The following is a 17,510-nucleotide window of genomic DNA, read 5'->3' as shown; positions in this document are numbered from 1 at the left end:
GGAGAGCTACCGAGACCGACGGTCGATCGTTATCTCCCCTGAAGGGCGGTTTTGCGCCTGTTCCTCCCAAGAATCGATCGGTGTCACCGGGACCGCGCCGACTTGGCCTCGCCGTCGCCTAACCACTCCTCCCACGTGGTCGTCCCGACGGTTCGGTCCGGACACAGTGCCGCCCCCGATGCGACCGAACCGGGAATCGGAACGCGGACGATCGGCCGACGCAGACCTCTCACATCGCGGTACGCATCGGCCAGTTCACGGACGGTTCGCACTTCGGGGCCGCCGACGGCCGGGACGCGACCGGACGGGTTGGTCGTCGCGTGCTCGACGATCGCATCCGCGGCCTCGCGAACGTCGATCGGCTGGAGTCGAAATTCGGTCGGGAGCGGCCACACGGGGAGGCGTGAAACGGTATCGAGCAGTTCGCGGACGAACGGGTGAAACTGCGTCGCGCGGACGATCGTCGAGGGCACCGCACTGGCCTCGGCGGCCCGCTCGGCGGCGAGTTTGTGCTCGTAGTACGAAAGCGGGATCTCGTCGACGCCGACGATCGAGACGTACAGGACGTTGTCGACGCCGGCGTCGGCCGCCGCCGCGAGCAGTCGTTCGGTGCCGCGGACGTCGACCGCTTCGCTGTCACCCCGCGGTGGCCGCGTGGACGACGACGTCCGCGTCCTCGACGGCCGATCGGAGCCCCGTTCCATCGACGAGATCCAGTTCGACCCACTCGATATCGGCCGCGTCGCTCCCGGTCGGCGGCGATCGGCTCGCCGCGCGAACGTCGTGCCCCGCGTCCTGCAGACGGGGACGCAGCGCCCGTCCGAGCGTCCCGGTGGCGCCCGTGAGGAGCGTTCGGTTCGGCATCCCGATCGATCGTTCGTGCTCCAGTGTCAAATCGTCTAGGATACGGGTCGTGGACCTGCGCTTTCTGAATCTACCGCGACCACCGCGTTCGAGGAGCGATCGACGGAGATAGTAGATAAGATTAGAGGTGATGTTCGCCAATAGAGTCAATATTACGTGATACCCACCGACGAGTGACTGTGTACGACGAACATTAGTGATATCGAATGAGTGTATCAACGAAACTAGAGCAGGTCGGACAGGTTACGAGCAAATACTTCGTCGTCTGGGTGTTGATCGCCTCGGGAATCGCACTCTACACGCCCGGCGCGTTCACCCCGATCGCGGACTACATCACGCCGCTTCTGGGGATCATCATGCTCGGGATGGGATTAACGCTGACGCCGGCGGACTTCCGACGGATCGTCGAACGACCCCGAGACGTCCTGATCGGTGCGATGGCCCAGTGGCTCGTCATGCCGCTGCTCGCCTACGTGCTCGCCGCCGCGCTCGGACTCCCCTGGGAAATCGGCATCGGCCTGATCCTCGTCGGCGCGGCGCCGGGCGGCACCGCGTCGAACGTGATGACCTACCTCGGTCGGGGCGACGTCGCTCTGTCGGTGACGATCACGTCGCTGACGACGGTCGTCGCGCCGCTCCTGATGCCGGCGTGGGTCGTCCTGCTGGCGGGTGAATCGATCACCGTCACGTTCGGGGAGATGGCCAGTTCGATCGTCCAGATCGTCCTGGTACCCGTCGTCGCGGGCCTGGTCCTTCGCTACGTGCTCGACAGGAAGGCCCCGAGGGTCGCCGAACTCGGGCTGTCGATCTTCCCGGCGATCAGCGTGATCGCCATCGTCGCCATCGTCGCGGCGGTCGTGGGGCTCAACGTCGAGAACATCCGTACCGCGAGCGCGATCGTCTTCCTCGCCGTCGTCCTGCACAACGGACTCGGACTGGGCGCGGGATACGGGATCGGACAGCTCACGGGAATGCGCGAAGACCGGGCCCGGGCCTGCGCGTTCGAGGTCGGACTCCAGAACAGCGGGCTGGCCGTGGCGCTCGCGGTGGCGTTCTTCGAGCCGGCCGCCGCGTTGATTCCGGCGCTGTTCAGCGTCTGGCACAACGTGTCCGGACCGGCGCTCGCGACGTTTTTCACCCGGATCGACGGCGAACCCGTCACCGAGTACGAGCCGGCCGTGGCCTCGGACTGACGGCCTCGCCGCCCGGAGATCATCGCGGCTCTGTCAGCCCCTGTAGCTCCTTAGTTTCCTCTAGGTCTCCCGCAGATACGCTTTTGTACCGCGATAGTATGTTACGAGTTATCATGACTGACGTGACGTACGTCCAGAAAGCCTGCGCGTACATCACCCGCGCCCCGGGCGAACTCCTGGTGTTCGAGGGGCCGGGTCACGACGGGCTACAGATCCCAAAAGGGACCCTCGAACCCGGCGAGTCGCCGCGGGAGGCCCTGTTCCGGGAAGTGATGGAAGAAAGCGGCCTCGGAACCCTGAGCGGAACGCGGCACCTCGCGACGGACGTCTGGACCCGCCGTCGATCGCCACCCAGACGGTACGTCCGCCACTTCTTCCACGCGCGAGTTCACGAACCCCGCGATCGGTGGACCCACACCGTCACGGACGGCGGCGCGGAGCACGGGGCCGAGTTCGACCTGTACTGGGTCGATCCGGCGACCGCCCGCGAGTTCGCGCTCGATCTGGACGACTACGTCTCGCTCCTCCCGAGCGCCGATCGAGCGGGCGATGCGCCGCAGGCCGCGGACTGACCCGATGGGCCTTGTTGAACCCCTTCAATTGATAGGAATCGCGCACCGAGTACAGAGGACGAGTTCAGCGCGGTAGATTCGTTTGCTTCACGTAGAACGGAGCGATGCAGACGTTTTTCAGACCTGCGAACGTACTGTTGATCAATTTGTCAGTGCCGTCAGATATTCTCACCGCCGTGCGAGAAACAGCGACCCCCTCTGGCAAGTCGGAGCGGTGGTAGGTAGCCCTCGATCGATGACACGTGGTATTGATAACAATCGAAGGGGACAGGTGTTTCCTTGCTGGGATCTGCACACGATGTAATGACGGATCGAATCGACACTGAGCGGCTGCAGGCGTACAAGCGGCGGTTCGACGAACTAGACATGCGGATCGCCTCGGCGATGAAACAGTGGAGCATTCCGATACTTCGCGTCTCCCTTGCGGTCGTGTTCATCTGGTTTGGTGCGTTGAAAGTGTTCGAAATCAGTCCGGCGGCAGACCTTGTTGCGGCGACCGTATACGTTGTCTCTCCGGAGGTGTTTGTTCCCGTGCTTGGCGTTTGGGAAGTGCTCATCGGCATCTGTCTGTTGTACCGACCGCTGATTCGCGTCGGCATTTTCTTGTTGTTTCTTCAGCTCCCCGGCACCTTTCTCCCGCTCGTTCTCCTCCCAGAGGTTGTCTACACGACCGCTCCGTACGCCCTAACTGTCGAGGGACAGTACATCATCAAGAACCTCGTCATCATCGGCGCTGCACTCGTAATCGGCAGTACCGTTAGGAGCGAAGCGAATCGATAGCACGTTCCTACCCTGCGTCTACATTTTGTCCGGGCCTTCCACTGACAAAGTAACAGCTCACAGACCGGGGCGTTCCATCCCCTGTACTGAGCGATCGCTATCTTCGCAAATCGAGCCGAATCTCGTGCGACATTCACGCTGTGTATCTCGTACGCTTCGTTCGATCTATCCAGCAGCTAACTGAATGGGCGTGCAAGATACAGAGGGTTAGTGCAGTACGGTAACCCCGTTTGTTTCAAACCGATAACAGTGAACCATCCGCCCCCTACCCGTATGGATCCATTATAAGTGTATAGGACTTTTGATGAATCGGAGTGGACTCTCCGAGACGTTCCGAGCAACATCCCCACGGGTTGGAGGGCCGCTACAACAGTCGAGTCAATATAAAGAAACCCGAAAGATTTATAAAGCCCTTTATAAGGCCTGGGAACCTACTAGCAGTGAGAACTCGAACAGTGTACTGTTCCTTCTCAGGAAATACCATGACTAACTACGACGTATTGCGGGAGTTCGATGCGGGAATCACAAGGGAGCAGTTGGAGCAGGCGGTTGAAAGCTCGGGCGAAGCCATTGAAGAACTCCGAAGCGGGGGCGTGCCGATGTCGTATCTCGGTTCCCAAACGTTTCTCAAGGAGGATGGATCAATCGGGGCGACAATGTGTCGGTACGACGCAGACTCTGAAGCGACGCTCCGCGAACACAGTGAGCGGGCCGGTCTTGCTGTGAGCGATATCTTCGTGGTCGGCCCCCCGCATGCTGGGCTGGCCCCAAAGACTGTCGGCACGTCGAAATCGGCCTGAAGCGCCGGTTACAAGCGAAAGAACAAAACATTATTTGAGAAACTGGGCCATGGATACTTGTTCTGTACTGATCGAATCGGGCGATCCTTGAATCCGGTACTGGGACGTGCAACATTCGCGTTATCTATTCAGCAGAGGCTTTGTGAACTACCGAACTGCTGTCAAGAGATGTCTGCGAGATACAGAGGATGTCTTTTGCATGACAACTTTGTTTGTTTCACGCCGAAACTGGTGAACCATGCGTTCACTACACGTGCGAACTGTCGTCGGCACTTCTGTCAGGAGCTACTGATGTTCGTTGACTCGTATCGAGAGAAGAAGAGAAAAGTTATCGCTTGAAATGTGGCCAGTTCTCTTCAGTGACCAGTTCCGTTTCCCCGCAACAGCCACACTTCGCCGGTGGATCGTACTGGGGACCGCTATCGGTTCGTGCGGAGACCGTCCCGGCGTGCATCGTCTGACAGTTCGTGCAAACGTACTTTTCTGGGCGTTCTGGGACGTGAGACATGTATATCGATACTCATACCAGCAACATATAACCGGGGTGTGACCCTCACACAGAATAGCTGATAGAAACGACGACGCCGCGCTGAACTCATCATCTGTACTGAGCGATCACCACCGTCGCAAATCGAGTCGAATCTCGTGCGGCATTCGCGCTATGAGTTCAGCACGGCTCGATCGGCGTCAACCGGACCCGCCGGACTCTCCAGCGATCGCGTCCGAAGTAGATTGCATCGCGACTGCCGCGACTCGAAAGAGGTAGGAGGTGGCCGCGTGTCCTGCCGGCCATGGGAGAGATGGAAGATCTCCGGGTCACCGCCTGCACCCGGTGTCCGGACCTCGTCGACTGCCGGAGTCGGATCGTCAACGGCACCGGTCCCGACGACGCCGACGTCCTGTTCGTCGGCGAAGGGCCGGGTGCGAACGAGGACGAGCAGGGCGAACCGTTCGTCGGCCGGAGCGGTACCGTTCTGGACGACCAGTTGCGGGCCGTCGGCCTCGATCGAGAGACCGTTCGTATCACGAACTGCGTTCGGTGTCGGCCGCCCGAGAACCGCGACCCGACGACCGAGGAACTCGAGAACTGCCGGGAGTACCTGGATCGGGAGATCGACCTGCTCGATCCGGACGTGATCGTCACGCTGGGGAAGGTGCCCAGCGAACACCTGCTCGATCGATCGGTCGCGGTGACCAAGGAGGCCGGCGACGTCGTCGACGTCCGGATCGAGGGGACGCCGCGGCGCGTGTTGATCTGCGTCCACCCGGCGGCGACGCTGTACGATCGGAGCCAGGAGGAGACCTTCGGGACGACCCTCCAGCGGGCGGCGGAACTCGCTGGCGTCGACGGCAGCGACAACGGGAGCGGACAGACCCGACTCGACGGGTTTTGAGCGCGACGGGGACGCGAGCGGCCCGGATCTCGGCCCGATTCCCGGTTCGACCCGGAAACTATTGCCGATATGTATGACGCGACTGGAACGTCCGTCGAGCCAGCAGGACGGGGCGGTACCGCGTTTTCGGGAGCGAGACCGTCTCGACGGTGTCGTGACTGCTGGTCGTACTTACCGTGACCAAACCGGGAAAGTAGCCGTCGGCCCGAGTGAGGGTAGTGACTGACGACTCGATTTCTCTCTCACGACGGGGGTATCTCGCGGGAACGAGCGCTGTCGGAACGGCGGCCGTCGCCGGCTGCTTCGCCAGCCGATCGGACGAACTCACGGTCGCGCACATGCCGATCTTCCCCGATCTGCAATACTTTGTAATGGAGTCCGAAGGCTACCTTTCGGACCTCGACGCCGAGATCGACAGCAAGGAGTTCACCGACGGGCCGGCGATCGTCCAGGCGTTCGGCGGCGGCGAGATCGACGTCGCGATGTTCGGCATCGTGCCGGCGATGATCGTCATCGACCGCGGGATTCCCGCGCGGGTGACTGCGACGAACATCAAGGAGCCGATGGCGATCATGGCCCACGAGGAGTTCCGGGCGCTGTGGGACGACCACGGGGCCGACGCCTTCGAGGTCTGGGAGGACGAGCGCGGGGAGAAGTTCCGATTCGGCACGTTCCCACAGGGATCGGTCCCCGACGTTCTGCTTCGCTACTGGCTCCGCGAGGAGGCCGGCGTCGACCCCGACGAGGCCGTCGAGATTACCGAAATCGGGGGCGCGAACGCGGTGTTCCAGGCGATCGCGAACGACGAAATCGACGGCACCTCGATCATGGAACCGGTACCAACTCGCGCCGAAACGGAGGGGCTTCCGATCCAGACGTTCCGGACGTCCGCCGAAATCATGCCCGGACAGCCGGCCGCCGTCACGCTGATGACCGACGAGGTGCGCGACTCCGAGGTCGCCTCGCAGTTCCTCGATCAACACGTTCGCGCGACGGAGTTCGTCCACGAGAACCCGGCCGAGACGGCCGACATCGTCGAGGAGGGGATCGGGATGCCGGCCGAGCAGGCCCGGCAGGCCCTCGACGGGCCGCTCGCGAACTTCGTCACCGATCCCCGCGAGATCGAGAACGGGACGGAAATCTTCGCGTCGTTCGCACACGAGAACGGCCAGATCGACGAGGAACTGTCGATCGAGAGTATCTTCGACTACGGCCCCTACGACGATCGCTAACCATGACGACGGAGAGCTATGAGAACGGAGAGTGACGACCGATGGCAACCGACGTAACACAGGGAACCGACGTTTCGAACGAGGCCGAGGTTTCGCAGGACGCCGATCGGTCGAACGCGGAGCGCGGCCTCCCGTTCGTGGCGATCGACCGCCGACGACTCCTGTTCGGTGCGGGGGGAGTGGCCGCGTTCGTCGCGCTCTGGTGGCTCGGGTCGCTCGTTCAGCCGTCGTACGTCCTGCCGTCGCCGATCGCCGTCGCCGAGACGTTCGCCGCCGAGGCCGCGAGCGGTGACCTGACCGCCGCGCTGGGACAGAGCGTCCGCCACTGGCTCCCGGGTGCCGTCGTCGGGACGGGCCTCGGAATCGGCGTCGGCATCGCACTGGCGTGGAGTTCGGTCCTCGACGACGTCTCGTCGCCGGTCGTTCGCGTGCTCCGGCCGGTGCCGCCGCTCGCGCTGGTCGGCTTCGCGATCGCGTGGTTCGGCATCAACCACGCCGGCGCGGCGTTCATCATCGCCGTCGGTGCGTTCTGGATCAACTTCTACGCCGCCTACGGCGCCGTCGAGGGGGTGTCGGACGACCTGCTCGACGTCGCGCGGAGCCTCGGCGTCCAGGGCGACCTCGCGCTCGTCCGATCGGTGGTCGTGCCGGCCGCGTCGCCGGAGATCCTGACCGGCGTTCGGACCGGGATCGGCCGATCGTGGATGCTCGTCGTCGCCGCCGAACTCTTCGGCGTTCCCGGGATCGGCCGGGAAATCCTGCGCGCGTCGAACAACCTGCAGGTCGACGTAGTGATCACGTACATCCTCGTGTTGAGTCTCGTCTTCCTCGTCGTCGATACCGCGTTCCGCGCGGCCCAACGGAGGGTTCTTTCGTGGCGGTAGACGACATCGACGCGTCCCGCGTCCGGATCGACGATGTCGGGAAGCGGTACGAGAGCGAACAGGGACCGGTTCAGGCGCTGTCGGACGTCTCGTTCGAGGTCGAACCCGGGGAGTTCGTCTGTCTCGTCGGCCCCTCCGGTTCCGGCAAGACGACGCTGTTTCGCGTCGTCGCCGGCCTCGAGTCGCCGACGTCGGGAACCGTCTTCCTCGACGGGACGCCGGTCAGGGATCCGAACCCCGACATGGGGATCGTGTTCCAGGAGTACCACCTGTTCCCGTGGCGGACCGTCAGGGGGAACGTCGCCTTCGGACTCGAGCAGACGGACGTCTCGTCGGACGTACGGGACCGGCGCGTCCAGCATCTCGTCGACCTCGTCGGCCTGGACGGGTTCGAGGACAGTTACCCGAAGGCGCTCTCCGGCGGGATGAAACAACGCGTCGCGCTCGCGCGGGCGCTGGCCGTCGATCCCGCGCTCCTCCTGATGGACGAACCGTTCGGTGCCGTCGACGCACAGACGAAGGCGATGCTCCAGACCGAACTCCTCGATATCTGGACCCAGACAGGTAAAACCGTCCTGTTCGTCACCCACGACGTCGAAGAAGCCGTGAAACTCGCGGATCGGATCGTCGTGATGGCGGACGATCCGGGTCGCGTCCGCGAAATCGTCGAAGTCGATCTGCCCCGGCCCCGATCGCGCGCCGACGAGGCGTTCGGCGAGTACTACGAGCGCGTGCTCGATCTCATTCGCGCCTGAACGCTCTCGCACCGTAGCGCTCTCGCGCCCGAACGCTCCGCGCTCGTTCCGTTCGTCGCTCCGTCCGCAGCCGATTGCTCGAAAGGCAATACACTTCAACGCGCCACGCCGAGTACGGGTATGAGCTCCGTCTCGTCCGCACAGGAACAGTCGCTCGCCTCCGTGGTCGTCGTCGACTACGGCCTGGGCAACCTGCGCAGCGTCACCCGCGGACTGGAGCGTGCGGGGGCCGACGTCGAGATCACCGACGATCCCGAAGCCTTCCACGCGGCCGACGGCGTCGTTCTCCCCGGCGTCGGCGCGTTCCGCGAGGGCGTCGAGAACGCCGACCCGCTCCGCGAGGATCTCCTCGAGGTCGCCGAGGCCGGCACGCCGCTTTTCGGCATCTGTCTCGGGATGCAGATGCTCCTCACCACGAGCGAGGAAGGCGAGACCGACGGCGAGTCCGCAGTCCAGGGCCTCGACCTGATCCCCGGCACCAACGTCCGCTTCGCGGAGGGCCAGAAGGTCCCGCACATGGGCTGGAACGAACTCTCCGTCGAACGCGATCACCCCCTGGTCGAGGGCGTGGATGGCGAGTACGCCTACTTCGTCCACTCCTACTACGCGGTACCGGACGACGAAATCGCAACCGTCGCGACCACCGATTACGAGATCGAGTTCCCTTCGATCGTCGCCAGCGAGGACGGCACCGTCTTCGGGACGCAGTTCCACCCTGAAAAGAGCGGCGAGACGGGACTGCGGATTCTGCGGAACTTCGTCGAAATCTGCGCCGCCGAGTAGGTGCCGCGCGAGCGCTCGTTTTCTGTCGTCCGTCCCGTGTTCTGTGGCGATGTGACGGACCCGGATGCTCTCCGATCGACCACCGTTTCGAGTCGACACACGCCACCACACTTTTAGAGCGCCACCACGGGGTGTGTGACCTCCGATACGGCGGCACCCTGGGGTGGAAATCAACCGAACAATTTCCTATCGTACCGTTCTCGACCCGTGGCGATTCAAGGACCGATGGGGTCACGCCAGTATCCGCTCGTCTTCAGAGTAGTTCGCGCACGTCCGAGTACCACATGTCGTGGTAGTCGACGTAACCGACCCGTCGGGCGATCGCGACGGCGATCGCGTGCCAGCAGAGATCGGTCGGGTCTTCCGGATCGAGGTTGTACTCGCTGTCCTTGCAGGTACAGCCGCCGTCCTCGACGATGTACTCGTCCTCGTAACCGACGACGATCGTGAAATCGCGGTAGGCCTTCACCCGGTTTTCGCTCACGGCCTCGATGGCACGGGCTCCTCGATCGCCGTGCAGGTTCGTGATCCGCTCGACGATCGCCGGCGTCAACTCGCCCGCTTCCTCGAGGGCGGCTTGCCAGCGATCGACGGGTGTGGCCTCCGGCACGATCGGAACTGTGCGCCGAACTGTAAAATCGGTTCGGTTGTCGGGCCCGTCGCGACGGATACGGATTGCTGTACGTCAGGTCCGACGCAACCGCGCCCCGTCTGTGACTTCGCCGGACATCGGCACCGCAATCCGTATCAGCGAAGCGCGTCGACGAACCACTCGGTCGCCTCGGGAAGCGCCCGCGCCCACGCCGCCGCGTAGGCGTACTCTCCCATCGCGCCCACGGCGGTTCGATCCGGCTCGCGCTCTGCATACCTCTCGAGTCGCCGGTCGGCGTTCCGGACGCCCGACACCGCCAGCCCGAGGCTCGACCCGACGAGGTAGGGGTACGGCGTCTCCGCTCGAGTCGTTTCGATCGCGTCGACCGCGTCCCGTTTCGCCGCCTCGAGGTCGTCGACGTCGCCGGGGCGCTCGAGTTCGCCGTCGTCGACCGCCGATTGCAGCCGTCCGGTCACACGCCGGGCCGTCTCGACCGTGTGGAGCGACCGGAGCGCCTGTGCGAGTTGCCCGGACTCGAACGCGTCCTCGGCGCGGTCGTAGTTCGACCGAACCCGCCGGACGGCGTTCCACCCCGCTTCCTCTCGAGGCGTCCCCTCGACCGGTGCTTCGAACAGGTCCTGGGCCGGTTTCTCGCTCTCGAGTGGCACGTCCTCGAGGCGATTCTCGAGTTCCTCGAGAAGCATCGCCGCGATCGACTCGAACTCGTCGTCGAGCGGCCGGTCGCCTGCCTCTGCCTGTCGATCCATCAGGTACCGGGCCTGTTCGAGCGCGGCCGACGCCGTCTCGTACCGTTCGGCGAGTTGGCCGACGGCGTCGACCGTCGACGCGCCCGGCAGGCGGCGGCGGGCCTGTTCGATGGATCGTTCCGTGAGGTCGAGGCGGTCCTCGATGGCGTCGTAGACGACGACCGCGTGGTGGGGCTCGTCCGCGCTGCCGACCCGACGGAGTTCTCCCTCGGCAGTCGACAGCGCCTCCTCGAGCGCGTCGACGTCGTCGTGGACGTCCGATCGCTCCCGGTCCGCGGTCGCGGCGGCGTACGCACCCTCCGCTTCGCCCGCTCGGCGGCGTGCGGCCCGCAATCCCGTCAGCCGTTCGTAGTTCGTCGGGTCGGCCTCGAGTCCCCCGAGTCGTTCGCGGGCCTCGTCTCGCTCCTCGTCGACGTACGTCCGAACCGCTTCGTTAGGAATTTCCGCGGCGAGATCGTCAGGGATGGGCTCGAGTAGCGACTCGACGCGATCGACCCCTTCCTCGACGCGGCCGTCCTCGATCGACAGGGGAAGGTCTTCGACGTGGGAGGGACGATCCAGGTCGGCGACCGCCAGCAACTCGCTCTCGCCGGCGTCGACCGACGGCCGATCCGTCGACTCGCGCAACGAACACCCAGCGAGGGCGACCGTTCCGAGCGCGGCCCCGCCCTCGAGGAACCGGCGGCGAGTGGTGCGGCGGGTCATTCGCGCTCGCCCTCCGTGTACGCGGGATGGTTCGGCGGCAACCGACAGTTGCTACTGCTTCCCCTCGACAGCCCGGACGGACCCGTCTCGTAGGTGATCGGGACCTCGAGGACGGTGACCTGGACCTGTTCGTCGTCGAGCGAACACGCGACGTCGGGGTCGCGCGTCGTGCGGCAAAACTCGACGTCGACGCCGCTGGTCTCGTCGCCGGGCGTCCGGTGTGCGACGTACTGGACGGAGTGCCGATAGCAGGCAGAGACGCGCTCCTGGAGCACGAGACCGATCGCTTCCTGGTAGTCGATTTCGCGGAGAACCGCCAGTGGACTGCCTCCCGCGTCTCCGTCGACCGAGTCGTAGCGCACCTCGAGTCGGTCGACGGCGTCGCGCTCGAGGACGTAGGGCAGCCCTCGACGACGACCGTCGTCGTCGGATTCCCGTTCGACGACGACCTCGCGATCGTCCGTCTCGAACCGGAACGTGTGGACGTCGACGCCGTCGATAAGGTCGATCTCCTCTCTCGGTTCGGAGGTGGACTCGGAATCTTCGGTTCCGTTACAGCCGCTGAGGAGCGCGAGTACGCCGACGCCGACATGGAGGGCACCGCGGCGCGTACACGAGGGCAGGGACATACCGACTACTCTACAAACGTCGTGTAAGTATCTTTTCGTGATCGGTCGCCGTTCGGCCGAGACCACCGCGCTTTTCGCCATTCCCCGACGAACCGTCCCGTATGCGCGTCACCGAGGGCGGAGTCGAACTCGAGGTCCCCGGCGAGCAGACGGAGGGAGTCGAGGAGTCGGTCTTCTACAACCCCCGACAGGAACTCAACCGCGATCTGACGATCGCGACGCTGCGGGCCTACCGCGACCGCGAGGAGCGGGCCGAGACCTATCTCGACGCGATGACCGCGAGCGGGGTCCGCGGCGTTCGTGCCGCGGCCGACGGCTGGGACGTCACCTGCTGTGACGTCGACGAGGAGGCCGTCGAACTGGCCCGCGAGAACGTAGCGCGAAACGGCCTTCGGGAGGCGGCGTCCGTCGAGCGCCGGAACGTCAACGGCCTCATGCACGACGAGGTGTTCGACGTGATCGACCTCGACCCCTACGGAACGCCGATGCCGTTCGCCGACGCGGCGTTCGCGAACTGTCGCGACCTCGTCTGTGTCACCGCGACCGACACCGCGCCGCTGTGTGGCGCCCACTTCAACAGCGGCGTCCGCTCGTACGCCGCCGTTCCCCGCAACACCGACTACCACCCCGAGATGGGCGTCCGGGTCCTCCTCTCCGCGCTCGCCCGGAGCGCCGCCCGGTTCGACGTCGGCGTCGAGCCGATTCTGACCCACGCGACCAGCCACTACGTCCGGACCTACCTCGAACTCGACCACCGGGCCACGTCGGCCGACGCCGCGATCGACGAGCTAGGGTACATCTACCACTGCGAGGACTGTCTCTACCGCGAGCACGACCCCGGGCTGATCGCCGACCCGATCGAGACCTGTCCCCACTGCGGGGGCGAACGCCTGCTCGCGGCGGGGCCGATCTGGCTCGGTGTCGTGCACGATCCGGAGCTCGTCGAGCGCGTTCGCGGGGAACTCCCAGACGCGTTCGGCACCGCGGAGAAGGCCCGAGAGCTCTGCGAGACGCTCGCCGCCGAACTCGACACGCCGACCCACTACGACCAGCACAAACTCTGCCGGAACTGGGGGCTGCCAGCCAACGCGATGGACGACTTCCTCGCCGATCTGCGCGAGGCGGGCCACGCGGCCTCGCGGGCCCACTACGGCGGCACGACGTTCAAGACGGACGCGAGCGTCGGCGAGATCCGTGCGGCGACTGCGGACAATCTCGAGTGATCGGGCGCCGCTGCGTTGATTCGGGTGATGCCGTTGTGTCGACCGGCTGTCGGAGAATCCGTGACTCGCGATCGACTCCCTGATTCGCGGCCGTAAGTACCGGTTGCCTGCGAGTGATCCGGTACCCGGAGAGGGCAGCACACGGTATCCAGGGAGCGGAACGCTCGATAGACGGGAGGGAAACACTCGGTAGCCGGGAAGAAGAACGTTCGGTAGATCAAAACGCCGGGATGCGGCAAGCACGATCGCCGGAAACGGCCGATTATTTGGGAACTATATGCATACGTTATGCCGTTGCGTAGCGTACGGACGAGACGGTGAAATACGCCATGGAAAAGAACGTCGGCGGATACGACCGCAGAATTCGGTTCATCGTTGGTCCGGTACTGCTGATCGTCGGTATCGCCGCAGTTGCTGGGCTGTTCTCGATCGTTGCCGGGACCGTCGGCACGGTCCTCGCCGTGCTCGCGCTCGTCGTCGGTGCGGTGCTGACGACCACTGCATTCACGCAGACGTGTCCCATGAACTCGATGCTCGGCATCAACACCCACAGGGGTACGGACCGCTCCGAGTCGGAGACCGAGGACCTGCAGGCCGGTCGCCCCAGCTGAACCCCGATTTTTCGCGACGACGTCGTGCTACACGATCGCATATTTCCCTCCATCCCGCATAGAGGGACGTGTGATCGACTACAGACAGGGACTCGCGTTCACGCGTCGGGTCTTCGGCGTCGCGAAACGCGAGCAACTGACGCTACTCGCGGCCGGGGTCGCCTTCTACGGATTCATCTCGCTCGTCCCGCTCACGCTCCTGGCGGTCGCGCTCGCGGCCTCGGTCGGGGGCGAGGCGCTCGCGGCCCGACTCGCGGTCGCCGCCAGCGACGTGCTCACGCCGGCGGCACAGGAACTGCTCGCGGAGGCGATCGTCGACGAAACCGGTCGCACGGGGGCGACCGTCGTGGGGATCCTCGGCCTGCTCTGGGGTTCGAGTCGCGTCATGTGGGGACTCGATCGTGCCTTCTCGCTGGTGTACGGCACCGCGGGCACGAAATCGTTGCTGGACACGATCTGGGACGCGACGATCGTCTTCGCCGTGATCACTATCGGCCTCGCGCTCGTCGGCGCGCTCGAACTCGTCGTCCGACTGCTCCCGCTCGCCGCGATCTCCGTGCTCGGGCAACTGTTCGTTCTGCTGGGGCTGGTCGCGACGTTCCTGCCGCTGTACGTTGTGTTTCCGGACGTCGATATGGGGCTTCGCGAGGCCCTTCCCGGAACCGTCGTCGCCGCGATCGGCTGGTACGCCCTGAGCCGGACGTTCTCGCTGTACGCGCGTCTCGCCGGCGAGTACGCCGTCTACGGCGCACTCGGGGCGGTCTTTCTCGTCCTCGTCTGGCTGTACGCGGGGGCGATCGTCGTCGTGTTCGGGGCCGTCCTCAACGCGGTCCTCGCCACCCGTGAAGTGGATCGGCAGCTACAAAGTCCCCGCGCTCGACAGTTTCCTACAGAAGCGATGACCGACGACGCCACGGGTGCCGACGAGGGCGAGGGCGGCGACGACGAGAGCGCCGGGGCGGACGGCGAACCCGATCACGACGAACGCGCGGACCGCGAACCCGGCGACGAGCCCTCGGGCCGGCGATCGCGGATGACCGCACGGACGCGCGACCGGTCGGCCGACCCCGAAGCGCTCCGGGAGGAGATCGAACGGCTTCGCGATCGAGTCGACGAGTTTGAGACGAACGTCGAGGATCGGACCGTCAGGAAGGAGTCCCTCGAGAGCGAACTCAAGCGCTACGTGCGCCGCCGGGTTCGTCGCGGACACGCCCACGGCTGGGGGCCGTACATCGTGCTGTTGTACGGGACCGCGATGGCCATCGCCGCGTTCTACTTCCTCTCGGGGCCCTGGGCGATCCTCGCGATGTTCGTCGTCTGGACGTCCACCCTCGGCGTCTACGTGCTGATGGTGCTGTTCGGCTTCGGCCTCTCCGTGCTCGGGGCGCCCGGGCGACTGCGCGATCGGATCGGCGACTGGCGGTCCTGATCGGCGACTGGCGGTCCTGATCGGCGATCGACGGTCCCGGCTGGCGATCGACTTCTCTCGCGATCGGATCCACGGCTCCCGTGAGACGTCGGTCCCGGAAACGAAAACTATCACAAAACCGTGAGTCACGACCACCGTAAAAACGCGAGCCACAGCCGAAATAGAGTTCGATAAGACGTCGAGAGTTCGGCGAGACGCTGGTTAGAACGTCTCGAGGTACCGATCGAGTTCCCACTGGGAGACGTCGACGAGGTACTCCTCGAACTCCTTGCGCTTGGCTTCGACGAACTTGGGCGCGACGTGGTCGCCGAGCGCCTCGTAGATTGCCTCGTCCTCCTCGAGCGCGTCGACGGCCGCGCCGAGGTTCGACGGCAGCGTCTCGATGCCGTACTCCTCGCGCTTCTGCTCGTCGAACTCGTAGATGTTCTCGCGAACCGGATTGGGTGCCTCGAGTCCATGCTCGATGCCGTCGAGGCCGGCGTGGATCATGACGGCGATGGCGAGGTAGGGGTTACAGGACGGGTCGGGCGATCGGAGTTCGATCCGCGACGCGGCCGGGACGCGTGCCGCGGGCTTGCGGATCAGCGCCGAGCGGTTGCGATCGGACCAGGCGACGTAGACCGGCGCTTCGTATCCGGGGACGAGGCGCTTGTAGCTGTTGACCGTCGGGTTCGCGACCGCCGTGATCGCGGGCGCGTGTTCGAGCACGCCCGCGAGGAACGAGTGGGCGGTCTCGCTCAGGTTGAACTCGTCGTCCTCGTCGTGGAAGGCGTTCTCGCCGTCCTCGGTGAACAGCGAGATGTGTGTGTGCATGCCAGAGCCGTTGATCCGCGGGATCGGCTTGGGCATGAACGTCGCGTGGTAGTCGTGCTGGGCGGCGATCGCGCGGACGACCGTGCGGAAGGTACCGACGTTGTCGGCAGTCGTCAGCGCGTCGTCGTAGGTGAAGTTGATCTCGTGTTGGCCCTGGGCGACCTCGTGGTGGCTGGCCTCGACTTCGAAGCCCATGTCCTCCAGCCCGTAGATGATGTCGCGGCGGACGTCCGAGGCGAGGTCCTTCGGCGCGAGGTCGAAGTAGCCGCCGGCGTCGTTGGTCTCGGTCGTCGCGCGGCCCTCCTCGTCCTCCTCGAACAGGAAGAACTCCGGTTCGGGCGCGGCGTTGACGGTGTAGCCCATCTCGTGGGCGCGATCGAGCGCCTGCTTGAGCACGTAGCGGGGGTCGCCCTCGAAGGGGTCGCCCGTCGAGGTGTTGTAGACGTCACAGATCATCCGGGCCGAGGCCCCGTCCTCTTTCTGCCGCCACGGGAGAATCGCGAAGGTGTCCGGATCGGGGACGAGACGCATGTCCGATTCCTGAATGCGGACGAATCCCTCGATCGAAGAGCCGTCGAAGTAGATTCCCTCGGAGAAAGCCTTCTCGGCCTGGCGTGCCGGAACCGAGACGTTCTTGACCGTGCCCAGAATGTCGGTAAACTGCAGTCGGAGGAAACTGATATCGTTGTCCTCGATTTCGTCCAATACGGCCTGCTCGGCCTCCGTAATGTTTCCGCTTGTCATCTTTCTCGTCGGCGTATCCAAGTATCTCTGCTACTAAAACCCTACTGCTCCGAGCAATTCTTCGGTCTTTCGGGAGGAATTGGATATTCGTAAACTTCTAAAGGCTAGAGTGAGTGGGTAAGCGTGATGACGTACGAAAATCTCGACGCAAAGCTAGTGAATGCCCTCCTCGGAGACGGCCGGGCGAGCCTCCGCAGCCTCGCAGAGGAACTCGACGTGTCCGTGACGACGGTCTCGAACCACCTCTCGGATCTCGAGGAACAGGGCGTGATCGAAGGGTACACGCCGCGCGTGGACTACGACGCCGTCGGCTACGACGTGACCGCGGTCATCCAGCTTCAGGTCGAAGGGAACGCCCTGCCGGACATCACGGATACGCTCCGCGAACACCGCCAGATGACCAGCGTCTACGAGGTCACCGGCGACTACGACGTGATCGCGATCGGGAAGTTCAAGGACACCGACGGGATGAACGACCAGATCAAACAACTCCTCACGGATCCCGACATCAAAGCATCGAACACCAGCGTCGTCCTCAACGCGGTCAGCGAGAACGAACAGTTCGAACTCGACGTCAAGGACGCCTGAACGTCGCTACCACCAGCACGAACACCAGTCCTCGATTTTCGGTCAGTCGACCCCGTCGACGAGCGTCTCGGCCGTCGTCTGCCGATCGCCTGCCGGTATTCGCCACGACCGGCTGCCAGCGTTCGTCACGGTGTGCGAACCCGATTGCCGGT

19 protein-coding genes are annotated in these 17,510 nt (G+C 64.6%); 13 read left to right on the top strand and 6 right to left on the bottom strand.

The window, feature by feature from the left end:
• Positions 1 to 83 precede the first annotated feature (83 nt).
• Both AC6I6X_RS19110 and AC6I6X_RS19105 read right to left on the bottom strand, forming a co-directional pair.
• Positions 84 to 704: an SDR family oxidoreductase gene (locus AC6I6X_RS19110; protein WP_497932147.1), complete on the bottom strand. Its 621-nt coding sequence runs from the start codon at positions 702 to 704 to the stop codon at positions 84 to 86.
• Positions 637 to 864, bottom strand: coding sequence for an NAD-dependent epimerase/dehydratase family protein (locus tag AC6I6X_RS19105; protein WP_497932146.1), 228 nt, complete (start codon positions 862 to 864; stop codon positions 637 to 639). The genes AC6I6X_RS19110 and AC6I6X_RS19105 overlap by 68 nt, the downstream gene beginning before the upstream one ends.
• A 206-nt stretch (positions 865 to 1,070) precedes the next feature.
• On the opposite strand from AC6I6X_RS19105, the gene AC6I6X_RS19100 reads away from it, so the two are divergent.
• The 9 genes from AC6I6X_RS19100 to hisH all read left to right on the top strand — a co-directional run bounded on the left by AC6I6X_RS19100 (position 1,071) and on the right by hisH (position 9,257).
• The gene (locus tag AC6I6X_RS19100; RefSeq protein WP_497932145.1) at positions 1,071 to 2,057 is read left to right on the top strand and encodes a bile acid:sodium symporter family protein; all 987 of its coding nucleotides are present in this window, start codon (positions 1,071 to 1,073) and stop codon (positions 2,055 to 2,057) included.
• A gap of 113 nt (positions 2,058 to 2,170) precedes the next feature.
• Positions 2,171 to 2,629: an NUDIX hydrolase gene (locus AC6I6X_RS19095; RefSeq protein ID WP_497932144.1), complete on the top strand. Its 459-nt coding sequence runs from the start codon at positions 2,171 to 2,173 to the stop codon at positions 2,627 to 2,629.
• A 303-nt stretch (positions 2,630 to 2,932) separates the two neighbouring features.
• On the top strand, positions 2,933 to 3,409 hold the full coding sequence (locus AC6I6X_RS19090) for a hypothetical protein (RefSeq protein WP_497932143.1): 477 nt from the start codon (positions 2,933 to 2,935) through the stop codon (positions 3,407 to 3,409).
• A gap of 482 nt (positions 3,410 to 3,891) precedes the next feature.
• On the top strand, positions 3,892 to 4,209 hold the full coding sequence (locus AC6I6X_RS19085; protein ID WP_310905238.1) for a nickel-binding protein: 318 nt from the start codon (positions 3,892 to 3,894) through the stop codon (positions 4,207 to 4,209).
• A gap of 791 nt (positions 4,210 to 5,000) precedes the next feature.
• A complete protein-coding gene (locus AC6I6X_RS19080) occupies positions 5,001 to 5,603 on the top strand; it encodes a uracil-DNA glycosylase (protein WP_497932142.1) in 603 nt (200 codons plus the stop codon).
• A 218-nt stretch (positions 5,604 to 5,821) separates the two neighbouring features.
• Positions 5,822 to 6,835, top strand: coding sequence for an ABC transporter substrate-binding protein (locus tag AC6I6X_RS19075; protein ID WP_497932141.1), 1,014 nt, complete (start codon positions 5,822 to 5,824; stop codon positions 6,833 to 6,835).
• A 41-nt stretch (positions 6,836 to 6,876) separates the two neighbouring features.
• The gene (locus AC6I6X_RS19070; protein ID WP_497932140.1) at positions 6,877 to 7,719 is read left to right on the top strand and encodes an ABC transporter permease; all 843 of its coding nucleotides are present in this window, start codon (positions 6,877 to 6,879) and stop codon (positions 7,717 to 7,719) included.
• Entirely contained in the window at positions 7,710 to 8,474 is a 765-nt protein-coding gene (locus AC6I6X_RS19065) for an ABC transporter ATP-binding protein (protein ID WP_497932139.1), read from the top strand. The genes AC6I6X_RS19070 and AC6I6X_RS19065 overlap by 10 nt, the downstream gene beginning before the upstream one ends.
• 120 nt (positions 8,475 to 8,594) lie before the next feature.
• Positions 8,595 to 9,257: an imidazole glycerol phosphate synthase subunit HisH gene (hisH, locus tag AC6I6X_RS19060; RefSeq protein ID WP_497932138.1), complete on the top strand. Its 663-nt coding sequence runs from the start codon at positions 8,595 to 8,597 to the stop codon at positions 9,255 to 9,257.
• A gap of 253 nt (positions 9,258 to 9,510) precedes the next feature.
• On the opposite strand, the gene AC6I6X_RS19055 is transcribed toward hisH, so the two are convergent.
• From AC6I6X_RS19055 to AC6I6X_RS19045, 3 genes are all read right to left on the bottom strand, one after another.
• Complete coding sequence (locus tag AC6I6X_RS19055; protein ID WP_497932137.1) at positions 9,511 to 9,867, bottom strand: hypothetical protein; 357 nt, start codon at positions 9,865 to 9,867, stop codon at positions 9,511 to 9,513.
• A 137-nt stretch (positions 9,868 to 10,004) separates the two neighbouring features.
• A complete protein-coding gene (locus AC6I6X_RS19050) occupies positions 10,005 to 11,321 on the bottom strand; it encodes a hypothetical protein (RefSeq protein ID WP_497932136.1) in 1,317 nt (438 codons plus the stop codon).
• On the bottom strand, positions 11,318 to 11,950 hold the full coding sequence (locus tag AC6I6X_RS19045) for a hypothetical protein (RefSeq protein ID WP_497932135.1): 633 nt from the start codon (positions 11,948 to 11,950) through the stop codon (positions 11,318 to 11,320). The genes AC6I6X_RS19050 and AC6I6X_RS19045 overlap by 4 nt, the downstream gene beginning before the upstream one ends.
• 101 nt (positions 11,951 to 12,051) lie before the next feature.
• Here AC6I6X_RS19045 and AC6I6X_RS19040 point away from each other — a divergent pair, with 101 nt between their 5' ends.
• The 3 genes from AC6I6X_RS19040 (at position 12,052) to AC6I6X_RS19030 (ending at position 15,213) form a co-directional block, all read left to right on the top strand.
• Positions 12,052 to 13,173, top strand: a complete 1,122-nt coding sequence (locus tag AC6I6X_RS19040; RefSeq protein WP_497932134.1) for a tRNA (guanine(26)-N(2))-dimethyltransferase — start codon at positions 12,052 to 12,054, stop codon at positions 13,171 to 13,173.
• Between the two features lie 329 nt (positions 13,174 to 13,502).
• Positions 13,503 to 13,784, top strand: a complete 282-nt coding sequence (locus tag AC6I6X_RS19035) for a YgaP family membrane protein (RefSeq protein ID WP_497932133.1) — start codon at positions 13,503 to 13,505, stop codon at positions 13,782 to 13,784.
• A 70-nt stretch (positions 13,785 to 13,854) separates the two neighbouring features.
• A complete protein-coding gene (locus AC6I6X_RS19030) occupies positions 13,855 to 15,213 on the top strand; it encodes a YhjD/YihY/BrkB family envelope integrity protein (protein WP_497932132.1) in 1,359 nt (452 codons plus the stop codon).
• 201 nt (positions 15,214 to 15,414) lie between these two features.
• On the opposite strand, the gene glnA is transcribed toward AC6I6X_RS19030, so the two are convergent.
• A complete protein-coding gene (gene glnA, locus AC6I6X_RS19025; protein ID WP_497932131.1) occupies positions 15,415 to 16,770 on the bottom strand; it encodes a type I glutamate--ammonia ligase in 1,356 nt (451 codons plus the stop codon).
• A 126-nt stretch (positions 16,771 to 16,896) separates the two neighbouring features.
• Here glnA and lrp point away from each other — a divergent pair, with 126 nt between their 5' ends.
• On the top strand, positions 16,897 to 17,358 hold the full coding sequence (gene lrp / locus AC6I6X_RS19020) for an HTH-type transcriptional regulator Lrp (RefSeq protein ID WP_497932130.1): 462 nt from the start codon (positions 16,897 to 16,899) through the stop codon (positions 17,356 to 17,358).
• Positions 17,359 to 17,510 lie beyond the last annotated feature (152 nt).

This window comes from Halosolutus sp. YCN4, assembly GCF_059736495.1.
The sequence above is the reverse complement of the archived record's forward strand: the minus strand, read 5'-3'. Positions and strand labels throughout refer to the sequence as shown.

Bases quoted from the DNA above. Each gene is read 5' to 3' on its own strand.
- AC6I6X_RS19050 (WP_497932136.1), bottom strand. From the start codon at position 11,321: ATGACCCGCCGCACCACTCGCCGCCGGTTCCTCGAGGGCGGGGCCGCG.
- AC6I6X_RS19110 (WP_497932147.1), bottom strand. From the start codon at position 704: ATGGAACGGGGCTCCGATCGGCCGTCGAGGACGCGGACGTCGTCGTCC.
- hisH (WP_497932138.1), top strand. From the start codon at position 8,595: ATGAGCTCCGTCTCGTCCGCACAGGAACAGTCGCTCGCCTCCGTGGTC.
- AC6I6X_RS19035 (WP_497932133.1), top strand. From the start codon at position 13,503: ATGGAAAAGAACGTCGGCGGATACGACCGCAGAATTCGGTTCATCGTT.
- AC6I6X_RS19080 (WP_497932142.1), top strand. From the start codon at position 5,001: ATGGGAGAGATGGAAGATCTCCGGGTCACCGCCTGCACCCGGTGTCCG.
- AC6I6X_RS19100 (WP_497932145.1), top strand. From the start codon at position 1,071: ATGAGTGTATCAACGAAACTAGAGCAGGTCGGACAGGTTACGAGCAAA.
- glnA (WP_497932131.1), bottom strand. From the start codon at position 16,770: ATGACAAGCGGAAACATTACGGAGGCCGAGCAGGCCGTATTGGACGAA.
- AC6I6X_RS19105 (WP_497932146.1), bottom strand. From the start codon at position 864: ATGCCGAACCGAACGCTCCTCACGGGCGCCACCGGGACGCTCGGACGG.
- lrp (WP_497932130.1), top strand. From the start codon at position 16,897: ATGACGTACGAAAATCTCGACGCAAAGCTAGTGAATGCCCTCCTCGGA.
- AC6I6X_RS19095 (WP_497932144.1), top strand. From the start codon at position 2,171: ATGACTGACGTGACGTACGTCCAGAAAGCCTGCGCGTACATCACCCGC.
- AC6I6X_RS19070 (WP_497932140.1), top strand. From the start codon at position 6,877: ATGGCAACCGACGTAACACAGGGAACCGACGTTTCGAACGAGGCCGAG.
- AC6I6X_RS19085 (WP_310905238.1), top strand. From the start codon at position 3,892: ATGACTAACTACGACGTATTGCGGGAGTTCGATGCGGGAATCACAAGG.
- AC6I6X_RS19040 (WP_497932134.1), top strand. From the start codon at position 12,052: ATGCGCGTCACCGAGGGCGGAGTCGAACTCGAGGTCCCCGGCGAGCAG.
- AC6I6X_RS19090 (WP_497932143.1), top strand. From the start codon at position 2,933: ATGACGGATCGAATCGACACTGAGCGGCTGCAGGCGTACAAGCGGCGG.
- AC6I6X_RS19045 (WP_497932135.1), bottom strand. From the start codon at position 11,950: ATGTCCCTGCCCTCGTGTACGCGCCGCGGTGCCCTCCATGTCGGCGTC.